General features: G+C 67.1%; 21 protein-coding genes. 14 read left to right on the forward strand and 7 right to left on the reverse strand.

Going from position 1 to position 24,424, the window contains the following annotated elements; translation table 11 throughout:
* Positions 1-72 precede the first annotated feature (72 nt).
* The 4 genes from ACFPOB_RS15450 to ACFPOB_RS15465 form a co-directional block, all read right to left on the reverse strand.
* Positions 73-1,425: an MFS transporter gene (locus ACFPOB_RS15450; protein WP_377799311.1), complete on the reverse strand. Its 1,353-nt coding sequence runs from the start codon at positions 1,423-1,425 to the stop codon at positions 73-75.
* A complete protein-coding gene (locus ACFPOB_RS15455) occupies positions 1,419-2,342 on the reverse strand; it encodes a hypothetical protein (protein WP_377799312.1) in 924 nt (307 codons plus the stop codon). Before ACFPOB_RS15455 ends, ACFPOB_RS15450 begins: the two co-directional genes overlap by 7 nt.
* 207 nt (positions 2,343-2,549) lie before the next feature.
* Entirely contained in the window at positions 2,550-3,143 is a 594-nt protein-coding gene (locus ACFPOB_RS15460) for a TetR/AcrR family transcriptional regulator (RefSeq protein ID WP_377799313.1), read from the reverse strand.
* A 311-nt stretch (positions 3,144-3,454) separates the two neighbouring features.
* Entirely contained in the window at positions 3,455-4,327 is an 873-nt protein-coding gene (locus ACFPOB_RS15465) for a MurR/RpiR family transcriptional regulator (protein ID WP_377799314.1), read from the reverse strand.
* A gap of 97 nt (positions 4,328-4,424) precedes the next feature.
* Here ACFPOB_RS15465 and ACFPOB_RS15470 point away from each other — a divergent pair, with 97 nt between their 5' ends.
* From ACFPOB_RS15470 to ACFPOB_RS15500, 7 genes are all read left to right on the forward strand, one after another.
* Positions 4,425-6,050 (forward strand): ABC transporter substrate-binding protein, encoded by a 1,626-nt coding sequence (locus ACFPOB_RS15470; protein ID WP_377799315.1) that lies wholly within the window; start codon positions 4,425-4,427, stop codon positions 6,048-6,050.
* A 271-nt stretch (positions 6,051-6,321) separates the two neighbouring features.
* A complete protein-coding gene (locus ACFPOB_RS15475) occupies positions 6,322-7,299 on the forward strand; it encodes an ABC transporter permease (RefSeq protein ID WP_377799316.1) in 978 nt (325 codons plus the stop codon).
* Positions 7,296-8,204: an ABC transporter permease gene (locus ACFPOB_RS15480; RefSeq protein ID WP_377799317.1), complete on the forward strand. Its 909-nt coding sequence runs from the start codon at positions 7,296-7,298 to the stop codon at positions 8,202-8,204. Before ACFPOB_RS15475 ends, ACFPOB_RS15480 begins: the two co-directional genes overlap by 4 nt.
* A complete protein-coding gene (locus tag ACFPOB_RS15485) occupies positions 8,201-9,184 on the forward strand; it encodes an ABC transporter ATP-binding protein (protein WP_377799318.1) in 984 nt (327 codons plus the stop codon). Before ACFPOB_RS15480 ends, ACFPOB_RS15485 begins: the two co-directional genes overlap by 4 nt.
* On the forward strand, positions 9,181-10,188 hold the full coding sequence (locus tag ACFPOB_RS15490) for an ABC transporter ATP-binding protein (RefSeq protein ID WP_377799319.1): 1,008 nt from the start codon (positions 9,181-9,183) through the stop codon (positions 10,186-10,188). The genes ACFPOB_RS15485 and ACFPOB_RS15490 overlap by 4 nt, the downstream gene beginning before the upstream one ends.
* Positions 10,185-11,060 (forward strand): alpha/beta hydrolase family protein, encoded by an 876-nt coding sequence (locus tag ACFPOB_RS15495; RefSeq protein WP_377799320.1) that lies wholly within the window; start codon positions 10,185-10,187, stop codon positions 11,058-11,060. Before ACFPOB_RS15490 ends, ACFPOB_RS15495 begins: the two co-directional genes overlap by 4 nt.
* Positions 11,061-11,125: 65 nt before the next feature.
* Positions 11,126-11,755, forward strand: coding sequence for a Rossmann-fold NAD(P)-binding domain-containing protein (locus ACFPOB_RS15500; protein ID WP_377799321.1), 630 nt, complete (start codon positions 11,126-11,128; stop codon positions 11,753-11,755).
* Positions 11,756-11,764: 9 nt separating this feature from the next.
* On the opposite strand, the gene ACFPOB_RS15505 is transcribed toward ACFPOB_RS15500, so the two are convergent.
* Complete coding sequence (locus ACFPOB_RS15505) at positions 11,765-11,947, reverse strand: hypothetical protein (RefSeq protein ID WP_377799322.1); 183 nt, start codon at positions 11,945-11,947, stop codon at positions 11,765-11,767.
* A 533-nt stretch (positions 11,948-12,480) separates the two neighbouring features.
* On the opposite strand from ACFPOB_RS15505, the gene leuA reads away from it, so the two are divergent.
* From leuA to ACFPOB_RS15540, 7 genes are all read left to right on the forward strand, one after another.
* A complete protein-coding gene (gene leuA / locus ACFPOB_RS15510; protein WP_377799364.1) occupies positions 12,481-14,148 on the forward strand; it encodes a 2-isopropylmalate synthase in 1,668 nt (555 codons plus the stop codon).
* 345 nt (positions 14,149-14,493) lie between these two features.
* Positions 14,494-15,369 carry a sugar phosphate isomerase/epimerase family protein gene (locus ACFPOB_RS15515; protein ID WP_377799323.1) on the forward strand — a complete coding sequence of 292 codons (876 nt, stop codon included), beginning with the start codon at positions 14,494-14,496 and terminating at the stop codon, positions 15,367-15,369.
* On the forward strand, positions 15,366-16,880 hold the full coding sequence (locus ACFPOB_RS15520; RefSeq protein WP_377799324.1) for a sugar ABC transporter ATP-binding protein: 1,515 nt from the start codon (positions 15,366-15,368) through the stop codon (positions 16,878-16,880). Before ACFPOB_RS15515 ends, ACFPOB_RS15520 begins: the two co-directional genes overlap by 4 nt.
* A complete protein-coding gene (locus ACFPOB_RS15525) occupies positions 16,877-17,854 on the forward strand; it encodes an ABC transporter permease (RefSeq protein ID WP_377799325.1) in 978 nt (325 codons plus the stop codon). Before ACFPOB_RS15520 ends, ACFPOB_RS15525 begins: the two co-directional genes overlap by 4 nt.
* Positions 17,851-18,834, forward strand: coding sequence for an ABC transporter permease (locus ACFPOB_RS15530; protein WP_377799326.1), 984 nt, complete (start codon positions 17,851-17,853; stop codon positions 18,832-18,834). Before ACFPOB_RS15525 ends, ACFPOB_RS15530 begins: the two co-directional genes overlap by 4 nt.
* 77 nt (positions 18,835-18,911) lie before the next feature.
* Positions 18,912-20,036 (forward strand): ABC transporter substrate-binding protein, encoded by a 1,125-nt coding sequence (locus ACFPOB_RS15535; protein WP_377799327.1) that lies wholly within the window; start codon positions 18,912-18,914, stop codon positions 20,034-20,036.
* 224 nt (positions 20,037-20,260) lie between these two features.
* Complete coding sequence (locus tag ACFPOB_RS15540) at positions 20,261-21,283, forward strand: LacI family DNA-binding transcriptional regulator (RefSeq protein ID WP_377799328.1); 1,023 nt, start codon at positions 20,261-20,263, stop codon at positions 21,281-21,283.
* Between the two features lie 6 nt (positions 21,284-21,289).
* On the opposite strand, the gene ACFPOB_RS15545 is transcribed toward ACFPOB_RS15540, so the two are convergent.
* The gene (locus ACFPOB_RS15545) at positions 21,290-23,266 is read right to left on the reverse strand and encodes a hybrid sensor histidine kinase/response regulator (RefSeq protein ID WP_377799329.1); all 1,977 of its coding nucleotides are present in this window, start codon (positions 23,264-23,266) and stop codon (positions 21,290-21,292) included.
* 67 nt (positions 23,267-23,333) lie between these two features.
* On the reverse strand, positions 23,334-24,218 hold the full coding sequence (locus ACFPOB_RS15550) for a DMT family transporter (protein WP_377799330.1): 885 nt from the start codon (positions 24,216-24,218) through the stop codon (positions 23,334-23,336).
* Positions 24,219-24,424 lie beyond the last annotated feature (206 nt).

Here is a 24,424-nt window from a genome sequence, read left to right on the forward strand (position 1 = left end):
TCAACGCGCTGAGAGCCGAATGCGAACAGTGGTTCACTTGGCGACACCGCGATCGGCGTCCACGGGCCTGCCTCAAGCGACCGCCTGCCGTGATCGCCCATGTGGTCCGGCGACCGCGATCAGGATCGCACTCAGACCCAAGGCGACGGCGATCAGTACGAACATGCTCCAGAGGCCGAGATGGTGAATGAGCGCGAAGCAGGCCAAGGGCACGAAGATCGACACGAAACGGCCGACCCCCCAAGCCATCGAGGTGCTTGAGGCACGCAGGGTCGTCGGCGTGATCTCGGCAGCATAGATCGCGAGAACGCTGGCATAGATCGCACTCGCCAGCGCAAAGGCGATCCCGACGGCGACGAGCGGCAGGAAGCCGGTGGCAAATGCGAATGCCAGCCCCAGCACCGCCATGGCACCGCCACTGCAGATCAGGCTGGCCCTGCGGCCGATCCGGTCGATCGCCGGGGCGAGGAGCAGGTTGCCGAGCGCCGGCCCGAACATGATCAGGCCCGCCGCGACGACGGAATCGCCGATGCTAAACTGCTTCGCCACCATCACGGCCCCGCTCATCAGCGGAAAGCCGATCGTCGCCCAGGGCGCGAGCGCGTAGAGCGCGCAGAGCAGGAGCAGCCCGCGCCGTCCAGGCGCTGACGCGTCGTTCGCCGGACGGGTCGATCCGGCTGCGCTCGGCGCGGCGATCCAAGGTCCTGCTGGACCGGTACCGCGCCTGCCGAAACGCCGCAGCGCCTGCTCGGCCTCGGCAAGGCGCCCGGCAGCGGCGAGCCAGCGTGGCGATTCCGGCATGAAGACGAGCAAGCCCGCTGCTATCACGGCGAGGATCGCGCCGGAACCGAGCGCCCAGCGCCAGCCTTCGAGGCCCAGGAGCGTAGGCGAGGCAGCGCGCAGGAAGAAAATGATCGCAGGAGCGCCGAGGAAGGCGAAGCCGGCGCACAGGCACGACAATGTTCCGCGCCGGTGCGGTGGCATGACGTCGGCCATATAGGCGGCGATCAGCGGCGGACAGGCACCGATGCCGAGGCCCGACAGGAAGCGGAAGCCGATCAGCGCGACCGGATCATGGCTCGCGGCGGCGCCGAACGAGCCGAGCGCGATCCCGACAAGCGCCAGCTGCAAAGCGAGGCGACGGCCGAAGCGATCCCCTGCCAGGCCGAAGAGCGGCGCGCCGACCGCGCCGCCGGCGAAGATGGCCGCCAGGAACAGCGACAGCTCGGTCTGCGTCATCGTGCGTGGCGGAGCCTGAAACACGGCGCCAAGGGCATTGCCGAGCGCGACTTCGGCGATGTCGGCAAACAGAGCGAGCGTCAGGACGCCAAACAGCGCGAGCCGCAATCGGCAGAACGGCAAGGCGTCGAGCCGCGCGCCAATCGCCTGCACAGCTGCGCTCGCATTCTGCACCCTGGTCAGCACGCAGGGCTGTCCGCGGCTACGCAGGTGCCCGTCGCCCCGAAGGCGGCGCCCACGCATCCCGGCTCAGGAAACCTCGCGGCGCCTTCAAAGGCTGCCGCGACGATCGCGAGCTTCACGGCCTGGAACCGCGCATAGTCGTCACGAAACTCGCGCGACAACCAGATCGGCGAACGCCCGCGTGCCCCGCTCCAGCCGATGCTGCCCGTCGCCATCGCTGCAGCCAGCGTGCGGCCAGCATGAGTTCGGGACAGATTGAAAGGTCGCGCCAAAGCCGAGACTGACGTCAGGTCGGTCAGTGCCCGCTCCTGATCCCGCGGCATAGCGCTGTCGACCCCGATGACCAGCCGATCCATCAGGCTGCCGCCGTCATCGACCGAGGCAAACACCGCATAGCCCGATGGCGGCCTGCGGATCGCAGCACAGGACAGCAGCGCGTCGGCGGTGGCGGGCTCCAACCCCACCAGAACAGCGTCGTCCTCCCGGAGGCGCTGTACCCTCCTGCCGTCATCGAGCAGATCGAGCGCGCCCAGATGGATGGCGTACCATTCGACCAAGGCCCAGAGGGTCGCAGGCGCCGGCTCGACCAGATTGGGATGCGTTTTCGTCGGCTGGGTCAGCCCGTATTGCAGGGCTTCGGCGAAGAAGGCTGCCGCGGTGTTTCGGCTCGCCAGCCCGTGAGCGATCGCCTCATCGACGAATTCCCGCCGCGACAATCCGGGGCGCCCGGCCTCGAGGCCGCGGAAATAATAGGACAGCGCTGCATGCGACATCAGCCAGCGTTGCTGGGTGGCGAACTGCGAGGCCAGCCGAGGCGCAGCGACCTGCACCTCGAGAAAGCCCTCCGCCAGGCGACGCACGGCGCGATCGAACCGCGGATGCACGAGCAGCCGCTCGATCTCCGCTTCCAGCGTCTGCATCCGGCCCCCAGACCCCGCGGCGCAGCCCCGCGCGCGCCGCGCAGATATTGCCGGATTGCCAACTGCAATACAGCTGGCCTGGCGTCAGAAAGTGCCTGCAAGCCCGGTGGCTTTTGAACAGCCGTTCACAATGCGCCAGCGCGCCAATCGCAATCAGCCTCGAAGGCATTGGCAACGACCGATGGACCGACCACCGGCTGCGCCAGCTCAGGGATTGGCTTCGATCGTGCCGTGAAGTAGCGCGCCGACCATGCCGCGATAGCGCAGATGAAGCTTGGAGGGGTCGATCGGCGGCAGGCTCTGATTAGTGCCGCGGGCTCCGTCGGCGAGCAGTTGCGCCAGGGTACCCGGGCCGACATCCGGCCTGACCCGCAGGATGCGGCCTGCCTCCAGCTCGGCGATGAAGCGCGCGAGCTCCGACTGAAACCCGATCGCCGATGCGATCATGATGTCGCGGCAGCGCCGAAAAGCCTGATCGTTGATCTCGATGGCATGCGGCGAGCGGGCGAGGCGCCGGCGCGTATTGCCGTAGCGGGTGTCGAGAATCGTCGCCAGGATATCGACGACATCGCGCCCATCAGCCCAAGCGGCCCGCCCGGCCGCCATTCCGACCTCGACCGCCTGCGTATTGACGTTCTCGATCAGGAACCTAAACGCTTCCTCCTTGCTGCTGAAATAATTGTAGAGCGTCCGCCGCGTGACATCGACAGCCTTGGCGAGAGCAGTCATCGTCAGGTTCTCGTAGCCGTGGTCGAGAAACGCCCGCTCCAGCCGCGACACGAATTCCAGGCGTGTGACCATTCAGATCGTCCGTTTTGCGCGCCGGATGCTCGCTTCAGCGAGCAACTATGGTCCGACGATTCGGCACAGCCTCTTCTTGCCTCGATTTCCCGGCTTGCTGCAATCCGCTGCCCGCCGGCCGTTCGGATAACCTCCATCGGGCAGGTCACAACGATCGAGCCCTTTATTTGGCAGGCGGTGCTTCTCGATCCCCTCCTTTTTTCTACGGGCACATCCGGTATTCACGAATCATTTTCAAATCAGATAGCGGCCGCGTACATGGGATTATTGCTCGGCCTGGTTGTACGATAGGGCAACGAGTGAACCGAAGCCTAATAATGGAAAGTCCAAAGCAGGCTTTCACTCAGCCCCTTCAGGGCCTCGACGGCATCGGGACGCTCGCGCGCCAGCGTGGTGATCAGGGCGTCGGCCACGGCGAAGGCGGCGGTCGGCGAGTTCGGCAGGAAGCTGTTGCGGGCCGGGGCAAAGAAGGTCATGTCGGCCAGCGGCACCAGCGGCGATGACGGCCCGTCGGTGAGCGCGACCAGGACGGCGCCGCGCTTCTTGGCGAACTTCGCGAGCTCCAGCGTTGCGCGCGAATAGCGCGGCAGCGAGATAGCGATGACGACGTCCTGCGGGCCGGCCGAGAGCATGTGGCGGACGGCGCGCTCGGGCCCGCCGCGCGAGGAGGCGAAGACGACCTCGGCGTCGAGGTAGAGCGCCAGCCCATCCTCCAGGAAGGCCCCGACATAGTGGCTGGCGCCGGAGCCGACGATGAATATCCGGCGCGCCTTCAGCATCAGGCCGATGGCGCGGTTGACCGTCTTCTCCTCCAGCGTCGCGATCGCCTCGTCGAGATTGGCGGCCTCGCCCTTCAGCGTCGTCGCCATGGTGGCGAAGACCGATCCGGCCGTGGCACGTGCGTCGGCGAGCCCCTCGACCGGCGCGAGCGCGACCTTGAGCGCCGTCGACAGCGCCGTACGGAAATCGCCATAGTTGCGGTAGCCCAGCGCCCGGACGAAGCGGGTCACGGTCGCGGTTGAGGTGCCGCTTTTCTCGGCCAGCCCCTCGATCGTCACTGTTGCCGAATCGAGCGGGCTCTGCAGCACGAAGTCGGCCGCCTTGCGATGGCCCTCGCTCAGCGAGGGGTAGATCCGGGCGATGCGATTGGCGAGATCCGTCGTCGGCTTCAGGGCGCGTGACATGGCTCTCCCGGTGATTGACGTCGGATCATTTTCATGTTTGCTACCGCGTGAAAATAAAGCTGTCAAAACCATCAGCTACGGGAACGGAGACCGACCGATGCGTCAGCGCGCATTCATCACCCTTCTGCTCGGCGCCAGCATGCTCAGCGCGAGTGTGCTCAGCGTTCCTGCCATGGCGCAGACGCTGCGCATCGCGCTTGCCTCCGAGCCGACCGCGGTCGACCCGCATTATCACGACCTCACCCCCAACAACGCGCTCGCCCAGCACATCTTCGACAGTCTCGTGCGCCAGGACGAGAAGCAGGCGCTCCAGCCCGGCCTCGCCACCTCCTGGGAGAATGACGGCAAGAACCGCTGGACGTTCAAGCTGCGCCAGGGCGTCAAGTTCACCAACGGCCAGCCCTTCGGCGCGCAGGACGTGGTCTTCACCTTCTGCCGCACGCTGAAGAACGAGACCAAGGTCTCCGATTCCTTCGCCGACATCACCGGCAATTTCGCCAAGGTCGAGACGCCCGACGCCGGCACCCTGATCATCGAGACCAAAGAGCCCGAGCCGCTGCTGCCGAACCTGCTCTCGGGCCTGCCGATCCTCTCGGCCTCGATCGTCCAGCATGGCGAGATCAAATACGACATCGCCAGCAAGTGCGGGGTTACCGGACCCTGGCCGGCGGTCAACAACTTCAACGACGGCACCATGGCCATCGGCACCGGGCCATATAAGCTGAAGTCCTATGTCCGCGGCTCGGCGATCGAGCTCGAGCGCAATCCCGACCACTGGGGTGGCCAGCAGCCCTGGGCAAGCGTGCGATTCCTGCCGGTGACCAATGCCGGCCCGCGCCTCGCGGGCCTGCTCGCCGGCGACTACGACGTGATCGAGAACCCAGCGGCCCGCGACCTTGGGCGGATCAAGAGCGACAAGCGCTTCGGCTCGGTCATCACGCCCTCGACCCGCGTGATCTATTTCCAGCTCGATGTCGCCCGCGACGAGAGCCCCTTCGTCAAGGCGCCCGACGGCAAGAACCCGCTGAAGGATGCGCGCGTGCGCAAGGCGATGTCGCTCGCCATAGACCGCGAGGCGATCGTCAAGCGCATCATGGACGGCGCCGCCGAGCCGGCCTACCAGTACCTGCCGACCGGCATGTTCGGCACGCTGCCGAACCCGCCCAAGCTCGCCTATGACCCGGCCGCGGCGAAGAAGTTGCTGGCCGAGGCCGGCTATCCCAACGGCTTCCAGCTGACGCTGTCCTCGACCAATGACCGCTACATCAACGACAGCCAGATCACCCAGGCCGTCGCCCAATACCTGACCCAGATCGGCATCAAGACCGAGGTCGACGCGATGACGCGCGCGATCTACTTCCCGCGGCGCGCCAAGAAGGAATTCAGCGTCGCGATCGGCGGCTGGGGCTCGGCGACCGGCGAGGCCGCCTCCTTCCTGCGCCAGTGGCCGCCGACCCCGAACGAGGCCAAGACCCTCGGCGGCTCGAACTATGGCGGCTACAAGAACGACGAATTCGACAAGGTGATCCGCGCTGCAGTCTCGACGCTCGACGACAAGAAGCGCGCCGAACTGCTGCAGCAGGCGATGAAGCTGGTCCTTGACGACGGCGCGTTCATCCCGCTGCATTTCGAAAGCGGCATCTGGGCTCACAAGGCCGAGCTCGCAGTCACCGGCCGCGCCGACCAGTTCATGCTCGCCATGTCGGTGAAGCCGGCGAAGTAAGCCGGCGGCGCTCGATGGCGACAGGGACCCGCACCGTCATTCCGGGGCAGGCTGAAGGCCTGAGCCCGGAACCCATGAACACCGCGCTTCCCGTCATTGCGAGGAGCGCAGCGACGAAGCAATCCAGGGGCGGCCGAGCTCTACGTCTCCCTGGATTGCTTCGCTGCGCTCGCAATGACGGAGCCTTCCTCAGAATGGCAGTGTTCATGGATTCCGGGCTCGCTGCTGCGCAGCGCCCCGGAAAGACGGCGCAACTGTTCGGGCAATCCAGATGACCGCCTTTGTCCTGCAGCGGCTGATCCAGAGCGTGCTCGTGCTGCTCGCGGTCTCGGTCGTGGTCTTCCTTGCCGTCTATGGCATTGGCGACCCGATCGAGCTCCTGGTCTCGCCCTCGGCCAGCGCAGCCGAGCGCGAGGCGCTGATCCGCCGCCTCGGGCTCGATCTGCCGGTCTGGCAGCAATACCTGACCTTCATGGCCAATGCCCTGAAGGGCGATCTCGGCCGCTCCTTCGTGCATGGCGTCCCCGCGCTGCAGCTGATTCTGCAGCGTTTGCCAGCGACCTTCGAACTGGTGCTGCTGGCGATGACGCTGGCGCTCGCCGCCGGCATCCCACTCGGGCTGATGGCGGGTCTCAACCCCGACAGCCGGAGCGCCCGCATCGTCATGGCCAGCACCGTGCTCGGATTCTCACTGCCGAGCTTCTGGAAGGGCATGATGCTGATCCTGCTCTTCGCCGTCTGGCTCGGCTGGCTGCCGACCGCCGGGCGCGGCGAGACGGTCTCGCTCCTCGGCGTCCAGACCAGCCTGCTGACGCTCGACGGGCTGCAGCACATCGCCCTGCCCGCGCTCAACCTCGCCATCCCGAACCTTGCGCTGATCATCCGGCTCGTCGCGGCCGGCACCGCCGAGACGATGACCCTGGACTATGTGAAATACGCCCGCGCCAAGGGCGTGCGCCCCAGGCGCATCGTCAACCGACACATCCTGCGCAATATCCTGATCCCGGTCGTCACCGTGGTCGGCGTCGAGTTCGGCAGCCTCGTCGCGTTCTCGACCATCACCGAGACTGTCTTCGCCTGGCCGGGCATGGGCAAGCTCCTGATCGACTCGGTCTACCAGCTCGATCGCCCGGTGGTCGTTGCCTATGTCCTGCTGGCGACGCTGCTCTTCGTCACCGTCAACTTCCTGGTCGACGTGCTCTATGCCGCGCTCGACCCGCGGGTGAAGCTCGCCGGAGAGCAGGCATGAGTCTCGACACTCCTCGCCTCGCCGGCCCCATCAAGGCCGACACGCCCCTGCGCGAAAAGGTGCTGCGCCATCTGCGCAACCGCCCGACCACGCGCGGCGCAGCGATCCTGCTGGGGATCATGGTGGCGCTCGCTCTGCTGGCTCCATTCATCACGCCGCAGAACCCGCATGACCTCGCCTCGCTCAGCGTGATGGACAACCGGCTGGCGCCGGGCGAGCAGGGCATGAGCGGCTTCACCTTTTGGCTCGGCAGTGATGCGCAGGGCCGCGACATGCTGAGCGCCATCCTCTACGGCCTGCGCACCAGCCTGCTCGTCGGGCTCGCCTCGACCATCGGCGCGCTCTCGATCGGCATCCTCGCCGGGCTCGCCGCGGCGCAATTCGGCGGCGTGGTCGACGCCATCATCATGCGCATCGTCGACTTCATGCTCGGCTTCCCCTCGATCCTGGTCGCGCTCGTGCTGCTCGCCTCGATCGGACGCGGCGTCGACAAGGTCATCCTTGCCATCGTGCTGGTGCAATGGGCGCAGTACGCGAGGCTGATGCGGGCGGCGGCGCTGGTCGAGCGGCGCAAGGAATATATCGAGGCGGCCGTGAACTTCGGCCTACCGACCCGCCACATCATGCTGGCACATCTCCTGCCGAACTCGGTCGGTTCTGTGCTCGTCGTAGCCAGCATCAGCATCGCCTCGGCGATCACGCTGGAGGCGACGCTCTCCTTCCTCGGAGTCGGCGTGCCGGTGACGCAGCCCTCGCTCGGCCTGCTCATCGCCAACGGCTTCGAATTCCTGCTCTCCGGCGAATACTGGATCGCCGTCTTCCCAGGCATCGCGCTCGTGCTCCTGATCATGTCGCTCAACCTCGTCGGCGATCGCCTGCGCCGCAGCTTCAACGTGCGCGCATGACCGAGACTCCTCTCCTCTCAGTGCGCGGCCTCAAGACCGTGTTCCATGCGCAGGATGGCGCCTGGCCGGCGGTCGACGGCGTCGATTTCAGCGTCGCCAAGGGCGAGGTGCTCGGCCTGGTCGGCGAATCCGGCTCGGGCAAGTCGGTGACCGGCTTCTCTCTGGTACAGCTCATCGACCCGCCGGGCGAGGTTGTCGCCGGTGAAGTCCTGTTCGACGGCGCCGATCTGCGCACTGCCTCGCCGGAACGCTTGCGGCAACTGCGCGGCGACCGGATCGCGATGATCTTCCAAGACCCGCTGATGACGCTGAACCCGGTGCTCAGCATCGGCGAGCAGATGAGCGAGGCAATCCTCGAACATCGCGCCTGCAGCCGGCAGGAGGCGCTCGCAAAGGCCGCCAAGGCGCTGACGCGTGTCGGCATCTCCTCACCGGAAGCACGCCTGAAGCAGTACCCACACGAATTCTCCGGCGGCATGCGCCAGCGCGTCGCGATCGCGACGGCGCTGCTGAACGATCCCGACCTGATCATCGCCGACGAGCCGACGACCGCGCTCGACGTCACCATTCAGGCGCAGATCCTCTACGAGGTGCAAAAGCTTTCGCGCGAGACAGGCGCCGCGGTCATCTGGATCACCCACGACCTCGCCGTCGTCGCCGAACTCGCCGACCGGGTCGCGGTGATGTATGCCGGCCGCATCGTCGAGATCGGCGAAGTCGCGATCGTGCTCGACCGGCCGCGGCATCCCTATACGCTCGGCCTGCTCAACTCCTCGGCGACGATGGTCGAGCCGGGCGAGCGCCTGCACCAGATCGACGGCATGGCGCCGCGCATCGACTCGCGCCCCTCCGGTTGCCCGTTCCGGCCGCGCTGCCAGCGGGCGCTGCCGGTCTGCGCCGAGAGCGATCCGCAGCCGCAGGCCCATGACGGCCGCACCTTGCGCTGCCACAACCCCGTGCCGGAGCAGGTGGCGGCATGAGCGAGACCCTGTTCGAGCTGCGCGGTGTCCGCAAATATTTCCGCGGCAAGGCCAATATGGCCGAGCGTATCCTGACCGCGATCGGCAAGCATCCGCCGCCTGCGACACTGAAGGCGGTCGACGGCGTCGATCTCAGCGTTCGCAAGGGCGAGGTGCTCGGCCTCGTCGGCGAGTCGGGCTGCGGCAAGTCGACCCTGGCGCGCATCGCGACCGGCATCCTGCCGCCGACGGAAGGGCAGGTGTTCTACAAGGGGCGCTCGGCCGCGGCGCTGAAGGGCAAGGACCGGCTCGATTATCTGCTCAAGGTGCAGATGATCTTCCAGGACCCATACGCCTCGCTCGATCCGCGCATGCGGGTGAGCCGCATCGTCGGCGAGGCGCTCTCGGTCCACAAGCTCGTGCCGAAGGCCGAGATCGACGGCGCAGTCGACCAGGCGCTCAGCGAGGTCGGGCTCGATCTCGCTTATCGCGAGCGCTACCCGCACCAGTTCTCCGGCGGCCAGCGCCAGCGCATTGGCATCGCCCGGGCGCTGGCGGTGAAGCCCGATTTCCTGGTCTGCGACGAGCCGGTCTCGGCGCTCGACGTCTCGATCCAGGCGCAGGTCATCAACCTGTTCATGGATGTGCGCGAGCGGCACGGGCTGACCTATCTCTTCGTCAGCCACGATCTCGGCCTCGTCCGCCATATCAGCGACCGAGTCGCGATCATGTATCTCGGCCGCATCGTCGAGATCGGCAGCGCCACCGCGATCTTCGCCGAGCCGGCGCACCCCTATAGCGCTGCCCTGATCAAGGCGATCCCCTCTGCGGCGCGGCGCAAGAGCAGCTTCCAGCCGCTCAAGGGCGAATTGCCCTCGCCATTGGCGCCGCCGCCTGGCTGCCCCTTCCATCCGCGCTGCGAGCACGCCATGGCGGTCTGCCGCGAGGTCCGCCCGGACCTCGCGGAGATCGCGCCCGGCCGCAGCGCCGCCTGCCACCTGCACACGACAGCGAAAGCCGCATGAGCACGACGCTTACTCTCGATCCGCCGCAGGGGCGCAGCACCCTGCCCTTCGTCGACGCCCGCCATCCGCAGCGGCCGCTGGAGATCAACTTCTACAGACCGGCTCGACATCAGCCGGGCGACGAGGTCGTCTTCGTCCAGCACGGCATGCTGCGCAACGGCGACGACTATCGCGATTTCTGGATGGACGCGGCCGAGACGCACAATCTGCTGATCGTCGCGCCGACCTTCGGCAACGCGCACTTCCCCAAGGCAGAGGGCTACAATAACGGCCTCGTTGTCGGCGAGGACGGCACGCTTGCCGCGCAGGACGATTGGCTCTACGCCGTGCCGGCCCGCGTGCTGGCGGCTTTGCGCCAGGCCGGCGTTACCACGCGCGACAAGGTCAGGCTGTTCGGCCATTCCGCTGGCGGCCAGTTCGTCCACCGCCTGGCGGCGACGCAAAGCGAGACACCCTTCGAGACCGCTTTCGCCGCCAATTCCGGCTGGTACACGCTGCCGACGCTGGAGCGGCGCTTCCCGGAAGGGCTCGGCGAGCTCGGCCTCGGCGAGGCGGACCTCAAGCGCTGGCTCGCCTGGCCGATGGTGATCTTCGCCGGCGACCGGGACATCGTCACGGATGACCCCAACCTGCCGGCTCAGGCGGAGGCGCTCGCGCAGGGGCCGATGCGCTATGCCCGCGCCCATTTCATGCTCGATTTCGCCAAGGCGGAGGCGGCCAGGCGCGGCCTGCCCTGCAACTGGACGCTGATCACCGTGCCCGGCATCGGCCATGACGGGGCGGCGATGTCGCGGGCCGCCGCAGCGTACTGGTTCGAGGGCCGTATCCCCTCGGTCGAGGAGCTGAAGCCGGAAGCGACCGCGGTCGCCTGACGGCTCGACCAGCCGAGCCCGATCTGCGACATCTGACCAGCGGGCATGGCTGGAGACTGTTCGAGATGAAGCTGCTGCTGGCGGGGGCTACGGGGCTGGTCGGCGGCCATGTGCTGGCGCAGGCGCTCGCCGACCCGCGCATCGATGCGGTCGTAGCTCCCACGCGCCGCGCTTTGCCCGCACATCCCAAGCTGCTCGCACCGACCGTCGATTTCGAGGCTCTGTCTGACGATGCGTCCTGGTGGGCGGCGGATGCCGCGATCTCAGCGCTCGGCACGACCATCGGCAAGGCCGGCTCGCAGGAGGCTTTCCGGCGGGTCGATCACGGCTACCAGCTCGCTGTCGCTCGGCTCGCTCACCAAAACGGCACCCCGGCCTTCGTCCTGAACTCGGCGCTCGGTGCCGATCCCGCCTCGCGCGTCTTCTACAGCCGGGTGAAGGGCGAGCTGGAGCGTGACCTCGCCGGCCTCGACTTCGCCTCGCTCACCTTTGTCAGGCCCGGCCTGATTGGCGGCGAGCGGAGCGAAGTCCGAACCGCCGAGCGCGCGGCCCTCATCCTGCTCGGCATCCTCGGTCCGGTGCTGCCGCGCGCCTGGCGCATCAATCCGGCTGGGCGCATCGCCGCGGCGATGATCGAAGCCGCCATCACGGCCAGGCCCGGGACGCATGTCCTCAGCTCGGCGGAGCTGGCCTGAGCAAGCCGCCTACGCGGCCTTGCGCTTCTCCGCCGCGTGCCGCTCCTCCAAGACGCCGGCGCGCCAGTCGCTGACGGCGAGATGCGCGTCGATCCTTGGCCGCAGATAGCGGCCCGCCGCCGCGTCATCGCGATGGAGCCGACGCAAGCTGAATCCTTCTGGCGTCGTCAGGGATTGCCGCCCGTCGAGCATGACCGCGATCTTGAAACCGCGACGCATCGGCCTGGGTGATGCGCTCGCCCTGGGGAAACGGAAATATCCCGGCCGATCGCGACAGCTGCCGCAAGAACAGCTGCAATCCTACCAATTATTCGTGATTGTAAGCTGGCTTGATCGAGGTCTTGCACATAGCATAATTCAATCGATACCTGCCTCAAGACTGTAGCGATAGATTAGAAATCATCCAAGTTCCGCGTGTTTCAACGCGTCGAACCTCCCGCCAGTCGCGATCCGCGGTCAGCGGCAGCTGCCTGAAACGGTTCGGGCAGTGACTGGCAACGTCACTGCCCTATCCGAGCACCGCGTCAGGATTGATCTTTATCCGTTGAGATGGTTAGGTCCGACCATGCGATTTCGGTCCGTCATCCGGGGCCTGACCCTGCGACTTAGCCGCCCGGCGCTGTGAGCGCGCCGGGGTTCAAAGGCCTGTCCATCGCATGACGGCGTAGCAAGGTCCCGAGCAGGCCTGACGCCGCATCCTTCGCAAGGGTTGTCCCATGTCCACGATGCCGATTTCCAAATACCGCGCCTATGCGCCGGTCAACCTGCCGGACCGCAAATGGCCCTCGCAAGTGCTGACCAAAGCGCCGATCTGGTGCTCCGTCGACCTTCGCGACGGCAACCAGGCGCTGATCGAGCCGATGGGCGTCGATCGCAAGGATCGCATGTTCAAGCTGCTGGTGAAGATGGGGTTCAAGGAGATCGAGGTCGCCTTCCCCGCCGCATCGCAGACCGATTTCGACTTCGTCCGCTCGATCATCGAGCGCGGCGCCATTCCCGACGATGTCGCGATCCAGGTGCTGACCCAGTGCCGCTCCGAATTGATCGAGCGCACCTTCGAAGCGGTGAAGGGCGCCAAGAACGTCATCCTGCATTTCTACAACTCGACCTCGACGCTGCAGCGCGACGTGGTCTTCCGATCCGACAAGGCCGGAATCATCAAGATCGCGACCGATGCGGCGGCCCAGATCAAGGCACTGGCCGCGCAGGCGCCCGAGACGAATTTCACCTTCGAGTACTCGCCGGAGAGCTTCACCGGCACCGAGCTCGACTACGCCCTGGAGATTTGCGAGGCGGTCAAGGCGGTGATCCAGCCGACGCCGCAGAAGAAGCTGATCCTCAATCTGCCGGCGACCGTCGAGATGGCGACGCCCAATGTCCATGCCGACCAGTTCGAATGGTTTGGCCGCAATATCTCCGACCGCGACAGCGTGCTGCTCTCGATCCATCCGCACAATGACCGCGGCACCGCGGTGGCGGCCGCTGAGCTCGCGCTGATGGCCGGCGCCGACCGAGTCGAGGGCACGCTGTTCGGCAATGGCGAGCGCACCGGCAATGTCGACATCGTCACCATGGCGCTGAACCTGTTCACGCAAGGGGTCGACCCCGAGCTCGACCTGCGCGATGTCAACGAGATCCGCAGTATCGCCGAATACTGCACGCAGCTGCCGGTGCACGAGCGCCACCCTTATGTCGGGGAGCTCGTCTACACCGCCTTCTCCGGGTCGCATCAGGACGCGATCAAGAAGGGCTTCGACGCGCAGGAGAAGCGCAACGACCCCCTTTTCCAGGTGCCCTATCTGCCGATCGACCCCAAGGATGTCGGCCGCGACTACGAGGCGGTGATCCGGATCAACTCGCAATCCGGCAAGGGCGGCATCGCCTATATCCTGCAGGCCGATCATGGCCTCGATCTGCCGCGCCCGCTGCAGATCGCCTTCTCCAAGATCGCCCAGGAGCAGATGGACGAGGAAGGCAAGGAACTGACCAGCGCGGCGCTCTGGTCGCTGTTCAGCAAGACCTACCTGTTGAGCGACGCGCCGCTGGAGCTGCTCGCCCACAAGACCTTCCCGGGCGCGCAGGGCTCGCGCACGCTGACGGCGGAATTGAAGCAGGACGGAGCGGTCCGGACGATCGAGGGCGTCGGCAACGGACCGATCGATGCTTTCGTGGACGCGCTGAAGACGACCTATGGCGTCGAATTCTCCTTCCTCGACTATCACGAGCACGCGGTCGGCCGCGGCGCCAACGCCACCGCCGCCTGCTATGTGAAGCTTGAGGATGGGAACGGCCGTACAGTCCACGGTGTCGGCATCGACCCGAACATCGTCATGGCCTCGCTGAAGGCCGTGCTCAGCGGCATGCAGCGGGTGATGGCCGGGCAGACGGGCTGAGGCATCGCCAGCAAGGATCGAAGGCGCGGCAGCTTTCGCCGCGCGCCCTTCATGCTGATCCGATTGCGCCCGGTGTCGAGCCGGGCCTGTGCCCTCCGCATCAGTGGTGCCAACCAGACGTTTTCAACGCGACCGGACCCGTCCCTGCTTCGGCAACCGACAGTCGGAAATGGCTGGTTGACAGTTTTGCAATCGATTACATAATCACTTCCAAGCTGGCTTCGTAGAACGAGCCGTCATTGGGAGGAGTGCCGAGCATGCGCACAGGCAGCGTCGAATCATCGACTTTTTCCGGCCATGCAACCGCGTTGCGGCTGCGCTGAGCGCGCCGCGAAAGCCCGGGCCATGGTCCAGATCGGCTTCAACCTGCTAACGGTCGGCGGCTTCATCGACGAGGCGCACCTGCCCTTGTGCGAGCGCATCCGCGCGATCGGCTATGACGGCGTCGAGATTCCCGTCTTCGAGGGCGATGTCGGCCATTACGAGCGGCTCGGCCGCCGCCTCGACGCGCTTGGTCTGAAGCGCACCATCGTCACCATCGTCGGCGAGGACAGCAATCCCCTCTCGTCCGATCCGGCCATCCGCGGCCAAGCGCGCCAACGTCATCGCTGGGCGGTCGACTGCGCCGAAGCTCTCGGCGCGACCGTCATTGCCGGCCCCTATCACTCGCCGGTCGGCGTCTTCACCGGCGAAGGCCCGCGCGAGGACGAACTCGCCCATCTCGCCGAAGCGCTGCACGCAATGGCAGATGACGCCGGCAAGGCCGGGATTGCGCTCTCGCTGGAAGCGATCAACCGCTTCGAATGCTACGCGCTGACCACGATGGAGGCGGCGAGCGCGCTGAAGGCGAAGGTCGCGCATCCGAACTTCGGCTACATGTACGACACGTTCCACGCCAATATCGAGGAGCGCGACCCCGTCGGCGCCTACAGTCGCCATGCGCCCGAGATCAACCACATCCATCTCTCCGAGAACGATCGCGGCATCGTCGGGCGCGGCCATGTGCCGTGGGCGCAGACATTCCGCGCCATCCACGCCACTGGCTATGATGGCTGGCTGACGGTCGAGGCTTTCGGCCGGGCGCTACCCTCGCTCGCCGCGGCGACACGGGTCTGGCGCGACCTCTTCCCCGACCTCGACACGCTCCTGAGCGAAAGCCACGACTTCATTCGGCGCGGCTGGGCCGAAGCCGCCGCGCCCGCCAAGACGGGTGCGGCATGAGCGCCGCCGCGCCGGTCCTTTCGATGCGCGGCATCGGCAAGAGCTTCACCGGCGTGCGGGCGCTCGACGATGTCAGCCTCGATTGCCGTTCCGGCGAGGTCCACGCCATCTGCGGCGAGAACGGCGCAGGCAAGTCGACGCTGATGAAGGTACTCGGCGGCGTCTACCGGCCCGACGAAGGCGAAATCCTGCTCGGCGGCCAGCCGATCGCCTTCCGGCATCCTGTCGAGGCGCGCCGGGCCGGGATCAGCATCATCCACCAGGAACTCAGCCTGCTGCCCGAGCGCAGCGTCGCCGACAACATCTTCCTCGGCCTGGAGCCGACCCGTGGTGGCCTGCTCGATCGTGCTGCTATGCGAAATGGGGCGCGCAAGCTGCTGGAACGCGTCGGCGCCAGGGTCCAGCCCGCTGCGCTGGTGAAATCGCTGTCGATCGCCGAGCAGCAACTGGTCGAGATAGCCAAGGCGCTGGCGCTCGATGCCCGCATCATCGTCATGGACGAGCCGACCGCTGCGCTCGACGAGCGCGATGCCGGCCGGCTGTTGGACCTGGTCTGCACGCTCCGGCGCGAGGGCGCCGCGATCCTTTACATCTCGCACCGCATGGCCGAGCTGAAGGCGATCGCCGACCGCATCACCGTGTTGAAGGACGGCAAGCTCGTCGCGACGCACCCGGCCGCGGCGCTGACGCCGGCGATGATCGTCCGGCTGATGGTCGGACGGGACCTCGCCGATTTCTTTCCGCCTCCGGGCGATCCCGCAAAGCTCGGCCCGGTCGTGTTGTCGGTGCAGGGTGCCGGCAACGCCATCCTCTCCGACATCACGCTCGACCTTCGCGCCGGCGAGATCGTCGGCGTCGCCGGGCTTGAAGGCTCCGGCAAGGGCGCGCTCGGACGGGCCCTCTTCGGCGACGAGCCGTTCACCCGTGGCCGCATGACCATAGACGGTCAAGATGCGTTGATCGCCTCGCCCCGCGCCGCCATCGCAGCAGGGGTCGGCTTCCTCTCAGACGACCGCAAGAAGGAGGGCATCGCCCCGCAGCAATCGCTGCGTGACAATGTCCTGATGACCCTGCGCGCCTTTGCGGGTCGACTGCTGCCGCCAGGGTCCGGCGACATGGCCCGCTCTGCCGCCGACCGGCAATTGACGCAGGTCGACGTCCGTGCCGCCGGCTTCACTCAGGAGATTCGCGAACTTTCCGGCGGCAACCAGCAGAAGGTCGTGATCGGCCGCTGGCTAGCGCGCGATCCGAAAGTGCTGATCTTCCTGGAGCCGACACGGGGGATCGACGTCGCCGCCAAGGCGGCGATCTACCGGCTGATGCGAGGCCTCGCCGATCGCGGCCGCGCCATCCTGATGATCTCCTCGGATCTGCCGGAAATCATCGGCGTCAGCGACCGTATCCTCGTCATGCACGAAGGCTGCATCGCTGGCGAACTCCAGCGCGGCGCCAGCGAGGAAGACGTGATGCACCTCGCCCTCGGCACCGGGACGACGGAGGCCGCGGCATGAGCGTCGCTGATATCGCAGCCCCTCGCCCGGCGCGCGACGTGCCGGTGGCGCCGCTGCTCTTCGCCGGCTCGCTCGTGCTCTATGTCGCGACCGCGCTCGCAACCGGCCAGCATGCCTATCTCACCGGCGAGGGCTTCGTCGGCCTGACCCAGCGCATGGTCGCGCTCGGCATCGTCGCACTCGGCCAGACGCTGGCCATCCTGGTCGGCTCGATCGATCTTTCGGTCGCCAACCTGATCAGCGTCTCGGCCGTACTCGCCTCCTTCATCATGAAGGGCGAGCCGGGGATGATCGCTCCCGCCGTATTGGCGGTGCTAGCGCTCTCGGCCGCGGTCGGCCTGGTCAACGGGCTGATCATCGCAAGGCTCGACGTCAATCCGCTGATCGCGACGCTTGGGGTCGGGCTGATCCTGCAGGGGCTGCTTTCGGCGAGCTTCAGCAATTTCGCCGGCTCGGTTCCGGCAGCCTTCCAGGCCTTCGCCTATGGCCGGATCGGGCCGCTGCCCTGGTCGGTGCTGCTGCTGCTCGTGCTCGCGCTCGCGATCTGGCTGCTGCTGAGCCGCACCCGCTTCGGCGCGCATCTCTACGCCACCGGCGGCAACCGCGACGGCGCCCGTCTCGCCGGCATCCGCACCGAGCGCGTGATGATCGGCGCGCATGTGCTGTGCTCGCTGATGGCCGGCCTCACCGGGCTCTACCTCGCCAGCCGCCTGCGCGCCGGGGCGCCGTGGGTCGGCCGCGACGGCGTCTATGACCTCGAATCCATCGCCGTGGTGGTGATCGGCGGGACCGTGCTCGCCGGCGGGCGCGGCGGCGTCTGGGGCACGCTCGCCGGCGTCTTCCTGTTCGCCACGCTCGACGCCGTCTTCAACATGACCGGCATCGACGCCTTCCCGAAGCAGGTGCTGCGCGGCGCCATCGTCATCCTCGCGGTGGCCGTCTACGCGGTGCGCAGCAAGGGCCATGTCGCATGAGCGCCGTCGCCAGCCATACTGCTTCCTCGGCGGCGCTGCGCTTCGCCCGCGGCATCAATGTCGGCGTCGCCGTCTTCCTCGTGCTCTACGGCACCATCGCCGTGCTGCAGCCCGGCTATTTCGAGGTCGAGGGCTTCCTCAACTTCCTGCGCCGGGCGGCGCCGCTGATCATCCTCGCTTGCGGCCAGCTCTTCGTCATCGCCGGCGGCGGTTTCGATTTGTCGATGGGCTCGCTGGTGACGCTGACCGTGCTCGGCGGCTCGATGCTCGCCGGCGGCAATCCCGAGAACACCTGGTGGACGATCGGCGTGCTCTATCTGATCGGGCTCGGCGTCGGCCTCGTCAACGGGCTCGTCGTCACCCTGCTCAAAGTGCCCTCGATCATCGCGACGCTCGGCATGCTGCTCTCACTGAATGGCGCGGCGCTGATGTGGTCGGGCGGGGCGCCGCGCGGCTATCTGCCGGAGAATTTCCGGGCGCTCGGCCGCCTCGTCTATCGCGACGTGCCGGTGACCGGGATCATGCCGCTCTCGGTGCTCATCCTCACCGGCTTCGTCGCACTTGCCGCCTGGCTGCTGCACGCAACCGTCTTCGGCCGGCAGGTTCTGGCGGTCGGCGACAATCCGCGCGCGGCGGAACTCTCCGGCGTGCCGGTCGGCGCGACGCGGGTGCTGGTCTTCGTCATATCGGCGCTGTCGGCAGTGACGGCGGGCATCCTGCTCGGCGGCTTCGCCGGGGTCTCGACCGCGGTCGGACAGGGGCTCGAACTGCAGGCGATCGCCGCCTGCGTCATCGGCGGGGCGCAACTGCTCGGCGGACGCGCCAGCGTGACCGGCGCCGTCGCCGGGGCGCTCAGCCTGTTCGCGCTGTTCACTTTGCTCAACCTGATGGGCCTGCCGCAGCCGCTGCGCGAGACCGTGCAGGGCCTGATCCTGATCGCCGCGGTGGCGTCGAGCGCCTGGCGCATGCGGCGGGCGTAACGAGTTTTCGGAGGCGCGTGATCCCACGCGCTCCGCCAGAGGCCGCCGGCAAGGCGGCGCGACAGAGGGAGGTGGACATGAAGACGCAGATTGGTTTGGCGGCGCTGCTGGCGGTACTGTCGACGGGCGCCATCGCCCAGAACTTCAACGACCCAGCCGAGTTTGAGCGCCAGAAGGCGCTACTGACGGTCGCCCCGCAAGGCCCCGAAGGCAAGCCCTGGGAGCAGAATCTCGGCGGCGAGAAGGTCGACACCGCCAAGTACAAGAAGCCCGGCCCCTACAAGCTCTGCTTCTCGAACGCCGGCGTGAACAATCCCTGGCGCGTCGTCGGCTTCACCAACATGCAGGCCGAGGTCGAGGCCAACAAGGCCGACATCGCCTCGTTCACCCATGCCGATGCCGAGGGCAAGGACGACAAGCAGATCTCGGACATCAATGCCTTCGTCAACAGCGGCCAGTGCGATGCGCTGATCGTCTCGCCGAACACCACGGCGGCGCTGACGCCGGCGGTGGAAGCGGCCGCGAAGAAGCTGCCGGTCGTGGTCTTCGACCGCGGCGTCGACAGCAAGGCCCCGGTGACCTTCATCAACCCGATCGGCGGCTACGGCTTCGGCATCCAGGGCGCGAGCTTCATCGCCGAGAAAATTCCCGCCGGCGGCTCGGTGCTGGCGCTGCGCATCCTGCCGGGCGTCGACGTGCTGGAGAACCGCTGGGCTGCGGCCGAGCGCATCTTCAAGGAGAAGGGCATCAAGGTCGTCGGCGCCGAGTTCACCAATGGCGACAACGCCAAGACCAAGGCGATCGTCGAGGACTATCTCAACCGCTTCGGCAAGATCGACGGCGTCTGGATGGACGCTGGGGCGACCGCGGTCGCCGCGCTCGAGGCCTTCGAGGATGCCGGCAAGCCCTATCCGGTAATCAATGGCGAGGACCAGCAGGACTTCCTGCAGAAGTGGAAGAAGAACAAGCTCACCGCGATCGCGCCGACCTATCCGACCTATCAGTGGCGCACCCCGGTGATCGCGGCAATCCGCATCCTCAAGGGCGAGCCGGTCGTGGGCCCGACCTGGAAGCTGCCGCAGCCGGCGATCACGGCGGAAAACCTCGACAAGTTCGTCAACGACAAGATGCCGCCGCTGCACTACGCGCTCTGCGGCTGCGAGCAGATGGCGAACTATCCGGCCCGCTGGGGCGGCAAGTAACCCACGCGTCCGAGCAATCAGGATGTGAGTCGTCCCGGGCGAGCGCAGCTCGACCCGGGACCCATGCCTGAACCGTTCCGGCATCGGTCCCGGATATCCGCTTCGCTCCGTCCGGGACGACAATGGAGTTTGTGTCCATTGCCCGAGGAGGCGGGATTTCGGCATGATGCACGTCCCGCCCCTGCTCGACGATTCGCGCTAGCCTCAGAGCCAAGACCTTCCAGATGACCGCCAGCCCAACCATCGCCGAAGTCGCGCGCCTCGCCGGCGTCTCGACCGCAACGGTGTCGCGCGCGCTGGCGATGCCAGAGAAGGTCAAGGCGCGCACCCGCGAGCGGGTGCTGGAGGCGGTCGCAGCGACCGGCTTCATCCCCAACGCACAGGCACGGAATCTTCGGCTGCAGGCGACCCGCACCGTGATCCTGCTGGTGCGCGACATCAGCAACCCGTTCTATCTCGAGATTTACAAGGGCGTGGAAGAAGCCGCGATCGACGCCGGCTACAAGGTGCTGATGGGCGATGCCCGCGACGATGACGAGCGCATCCTGCGCTATGTCGACATGGTCAGGGAGCGCCATGCCGACGGGTTGATCCTGATGGTCGGCCGCTTCCCCGAGGTCCTCGCCAGACGCAGCCGCCTGCCGCCCATCGTCGTCGCGCTGGAGATGCTGCCCGGCCTCACCCTACCGACGGTCAGGGTCGACAACCACGCCGCGGCGCGCGCCGCGGTCGCCCATCTCGCCGGGCTCGGCCATCGCCGCATCGCCCACATCGCCGGGCCGATGCCTGACCCGATGAGCCTCGACCGTCGCGACGGCTACCTCGCCGGCCTCGCCGACGCCGGCATTCCGGCTGATCCCAGCCTCATCGTCGAGGGCGATTTCGGCCTCGCCGCCGGCCGTGCCGCGATCCGGACGCTCGCCGACAGGAGCGCCGGCTATACCGCCGTCTTCGCCGCCAGCGACCAGATGGCGGTCGGTGCCATGGGCGAGCTGCGCGCCCGCGGCCGCAACGTTCCCGACGACGTCTCGGTCGTCGGCTTCGACGATATCGTGTTGGCGGAGGCGGTGGAGCCGCAGCTCACAACGATCCACCAGCCACGCCGCGAGATCGGCCAGGCGGCGATGAAGCTGCTGATCGAGCAATTGTCTGGGCACGGCGGTCACCGCGACCTCGTGCTGCCGACGCGATTGGTCGAGCGCGCCTCGGCGGCTGCGCCGCCCAAACGAGCCGATCAGCTCCGATAGCTCAGCTCAGGCTGCGGCGGCCGTCGCACGCCGAGCCATGGCGGCGCAAACCGCCTTCTCCAGATCGGCCTGCCAGAACGGCTTGTTCAACCGCAGCACGCCCGCTCCGGCGCCCGCCGGCAGATCGGCATAGCCGGTCGCGAGGATGACCGGCACATTGGGCCAGCGCTGCGCGACTTCGGTGATCAATTGCGCACCAGTCATCTGCGGCATGGCATGATCGGTGATCAGCAAATCGATCTCGTTGCTCTCCAGCAAGGAGAGCGCTTCCCGCCCCGAACTCGCCTCGATGACCTTGTGACCGAGGTCCTCCAGCAGTGCGGTGGTGTTCATCAGCACGAGCGCATCGTCATCGACCGCGAGCACGGTCAGCGGGCGCGGCTCCATGGCAGTCTCCATTTTCGTCTCGGCAGGTAGATGGGCAAGCTCGGCGGTCGCGGCCGTCGTAGCCACCGGCAGCCAGATCTCCACGGTCGTGCCTTGCCCGACACGGCTGTCGAGGAGCAACCGGCCGCCGAGCTGCTCGGCCATGCCGTGCACCATCGAGAGCCCGAGCCCCGTGCCCTTGCCGACGCCCTTGGTCGTGAAGAACGGCTCGGTCGCCTGGGCGAGCGTCCTGGCGTCCATCCCGCTCCCCGTGTCTGCGATCGACAGGCGGATATAGTCGCCTTTCGGCAAGCCGGTACGGTGTCCGCTGCAGATCGCCTCGTTGCTGGCCCCGATGCGCAGTGTTCCGCCTTCCGGCATGGCATCCCGTGCATTGACCGCGAGGTTGAGCACGGCGGCTTCGAGCTGGTTCGGATCGGCGGCAGCCGTCGCGAGATCGGCCGGAAAATCCGTTTCGATCCGGATCAGCGGCCCCAGCGAACGCTGCAGCAGATCGCCCATTTCGGCGACGAGCACGTCGACCGCCACCGGCTGCAGCGCCAGTTCCTGCTTGCGGGCGAAGGAGAGCATGCGCTGGGTCAGGGAGACGCCCCGGCTCGCCCCCTTGATCGCATTGTCGATCAGGTTGAGCTGGCGCTCATCGCTTATCTGGCGACGCACGAGCTCGAGGCTGCCTAGCACGGCGGTCAGCAGATTGTTGAAATCATGCGCAACGCCGCCGGTGAGTTGGCCGAGGGCCTCGATCTTCTGCGCCTGGAACAAGGCCTCGCGCGCCGCGTCGAGCTCGGCCTGGACCTTCTGCCGTTCGGTCAGATCGCGTGTGACCTTGGCGAAGCCGATGATCTCGCCGGCCTCACCGCGAATCGGGTCGATGACGATGCTCGCCCAGAAGCGCTCGCCGTTATTGCGGACCCGCCAGCCTTCCTTTTCGGCGCTGCCATTGTCGATCGCAGCCTGGAGCGTCCTTTGCGGCTCGCCCTTCTCGCGATCCTCCGGCGTGTAGAACAGCGAGAAATGCCGGCCGATGATCTCGTCCGGCGCATAGCCTTTGATCCGCTCCGCACCGGCGTTCCAGTTCGTCACGATGCCGTCGGCGTCGAGCATGTAGATCGCGTAGTCGGTGACGCCCTGCACCAGCAGGCGGAACTTCTCCTCCGACCGCCGCAGCGCCTCATCCGCCTGGCGCCGCTCGGTCAGGTCGCGCGTGACCTTGGCATAGCCGAGCACCCGGCCGGTCGCCGGATTGAGTATCGGGTCGATGACGACATGGGCCCAGAACCGCGTGCCGTCCTTGCGGACACGCCAGCCTTCTTTCTCGAAGCGGCCCTCCTCCGCGGCCGTGCGTAGGGCATGCTCCGGCAGGCCGATAGCGCGATCCTCCTCGGTATAGAAGCGCGAGAAGGACTGGCCGATGATCTCGTGGTCCTCATAGCCTTTGAAGCGCCGGGCGCCGGGGTTCCAGCTGATCACGGTGCCCTGCGGATCGAGCATATAGATCGCGTAGTCCGTGACGGACTCGACCAGCAGGCGGTAACGCTCGGCGGTCACCGGACCTTCCGTAGTCTGAAGCACGTTTGGAACCTTGGCGTCTGACATGTCGAACGCGCTCAACGCGGCGGAACACGAAAGGTTCCCGTTGGGACAAACAAAAATTGACCTATGGTCAACGGACTGGTTTCGGCGAGACCAGGATCGAGCCCGCAGCAGCAATGACGAGCACAAGACCGACCCAGTCGCTGGCCGCCGGACGCTCGCCGAGAAGCAGCACCGAGCCGAGCGCCCCGACCGCCGGCACCATCAAGGTGCCGAGGCTGGCGATCCCGGCCGGAAGCCGGGCGATCACGGTGAACCAGAGGAAATAGGCAAGCGCCTGCGCGCCGAGGATATGGAAGGCGAGCGCGGCTGTGACTGGCGCCGATAGGGCCTTTGGAACCGGCACACCCTCGAAGACCAGCATGCCGATCCCGGCCGCCGCGCCGCCGATCAGCAATTGCCAGGCGGCGATCGACAGCGTCGGCGCCGCGACCGGCCAGCGCTTGGTGATGATGGTGCCGAGCGCCCAGCTCAAACTGGCGAGCAAAGCGAGAGCAAGACCCGGCGAGAACTGACCTGCCCGGACCAGCGGCAGGCCGAGGCAGAGCAATCCGGCGACGCCGAGCCCCAGGCCGATCAGCCGCGGGCGGTCGAAACGCTCTCCCAGTACTGGCCAGGCCATCAGGGTCGCCCAGACCGGCATGGTGAAGGTCAGGATCGCGGCACGCGAGGTCGGCGCCATCAACTGCGCGAAGGCGAGCAGGACGTTGAAGGCGGCGATCGAGAGGATGCCGGCGACGATCAGCCTCGCCCAGTGCGCGGCAGGCACCTTGAGACGGACGCCGCGCGCCAGCGCGACCGCGACCAGACCAAGCCCGGCGAAGGTCATGCCGCCGGCTCGCAAGGTCCATGGCGCGATCTCGGTTAATGAGATCCGGACCGCCGGCCAGTTGAAGCCCCAGAGCAGCCCGAGCAGCGGGACGAGCAGGAGCGAGCGGGCGGAGGCTTGCGGCATGGCGTGACTATGCGTGAGGGCGAGCCTGCGCCGTCATGTCATTTCGATGGTGGCTTGATGCATGACGCGCGAGAACCCCTCCCCCTTGTGGGGGCAGGGGTGGGGGGCGGAAAGTCGGAGCGGGCTCCCCGGGAGATCCGTCGGAGCGCCTCTACAAGCAGCCTCGCACCCGGTCGCTCGCCCCCCATCCCCAACCCTTCCCCACA

The sequence above is a fragment of the Allobosea eneae genome, assembly GCF_042657265.1.
GTDB classification, from domain to species: Bacteria; Pseudomonadota; Alphaproteobacteria; order Rhizobiales; family Beijerinckiaceae; genus Allobosea; species Allobosea eneae.

Bases quoted from the DNA above. Each gene is read 5' to 3' on its own strand.
- ACFPOB_RS15485 (WP_377799318.1), top strand. From the start codon at position 8,201: ATGACCGAGACTCCTCTCCTCTCAGTGCGCGGCCTCAAGACCGTGTTC.
- ACFPOB_RS15490 (WP_377799319.1), top strand. From the start codon at position 9,181: ATGAGCGAGACCCTGTTCGAGCTGCGCGGTGTCCGCAAATATTTCCGC.
- ACFPOB_RS15505 (WP_377799322.1), bottom strand. From the start codon at position 11,947: ATGCTCGACGGGCGGCAATCCCTGACGACGCCAGAAGGATTCAGCTTG.
- ACFPOB_RS15475 (WP_377799316.1), top strand. From the start codon at position 6,322: ATGACCGCCTTTGTCCTGCAGCGGCTGATCCAGAGCGTGCTCGTGCTG.
- ACFPOB_RS15535 (WP_377799327.1), top strand. From the start codon at position 18,912: ATGAAGACGCAGATTGGTTTGGCGGCGCTGCTGGCGGTACTGTCGACG.
- ACFPOB_RS15530 (WP_377799326.1), top strand. From the start codon at position 17,851: ATGAGCGCCGTCGCCAGCCATACTGCTTCCTCGGCGGCGCTGCGCTTC.
- ACFPOB_RS15480 (WP_377799317.1), top strand. From the start codon at position 7,296: ATGAGTCTCGACACTCCTCGCCTCGCCGGCCCCATCAAGGCCGACACG.
- ACFPOB_RS15550 (WP_377799330.1), bottom strand. From the start codon at position 24,218: ATGCCGCAAGCCTCCGCCCGCTCGCTCCTGCTCGTCCCGCTGCTCGGG.
- leuA (WP_377799364.1), top strand. From the start codon at position 12,481: ATGCCGATTTCCAAATACCGCGCCTATGCGCCGGTCAACCTGCCGGAC.
- ACFPOB_RS15520 (WP_377799324.1), top strand. From the start codon at position 15,366: ATGAGCGCCGCCGCGCCGGTCCTTTCGATGCGCGGCATCGGCAAGAGC.
- ACFPOB_RS15540 (WP_377799328.1), top strand. From the start codon at position 20,261: ATGACCGCCAGCCCAACCATCGCCGAAGTCGCGCGCCTCGCCGGCGTC.
- ACFPOB_RS15465 (WP_377799314.1), bottom strand. From the start codon at position 4,327: ATGTCACGCGCCCTGAAGCCGACGACGGATCTCGCCAATCGCATCGCC.
- ACFPOB_RS15500 (WP_377799321.1), top strand. From the start codon at position 11,126: ATGAAGCTGCTGCTGGCGGGGGCTACGGGGCTGGTCGGCGGCCATGTG.
- ACFPOB_RS15455 (WP_377799312.1), bottom strand. From the start codon at position 2,342: ATGCAGACGCTGGAAGCGGAGATCGAGCGGCTGCTCGTGCATCCGCGG.
- ACFPOB_RS15515 (WP_377799323.1), top strand. From the start codon at position 14,494: ATGGTCCAGATCGGCTTCAACCTGCTAACGGTCGGCGGCTTCATCGAC.
- ACFPOB_RS15545 (WP_377799329.1), bottom strand. From the start codon at position 23,266: ATGTCAGACGCCAAGGTTCCAAACGTGCTTCAGACTACGGAAGGTCCG.
- ACFPOB_RS15460 (WP_377799313.1), bottom strand. From the start codon at position 3,143: ATGGTCACACGCCTGGAATTCGTGTCGCGGCTGGAGCGGGCGTTTCTC.
- ACFPOB_RS15495 (WP_377799320.1), top strand. From the start codon at position 10,185: ATGAGCACGACGCTTACTCTCGATCCGCCGCAGGGGCGCAGCACCCTG.
- ACFPOB_RS15525 (WP_377799325.1), top strand. From the start codon at position 16,877: ATGAGCGTCGCTGATATCGCAGCCCCTCGCCCGGCGCGCGACGTGCCG.
- ACFPOB_RS15470 (WP_377799315.1), top strand. From the start codon at position 4,425: ATGCGTCAGCGCGCATTCATCACCCTTCTGCTCGGCGCCAGCATGCTC.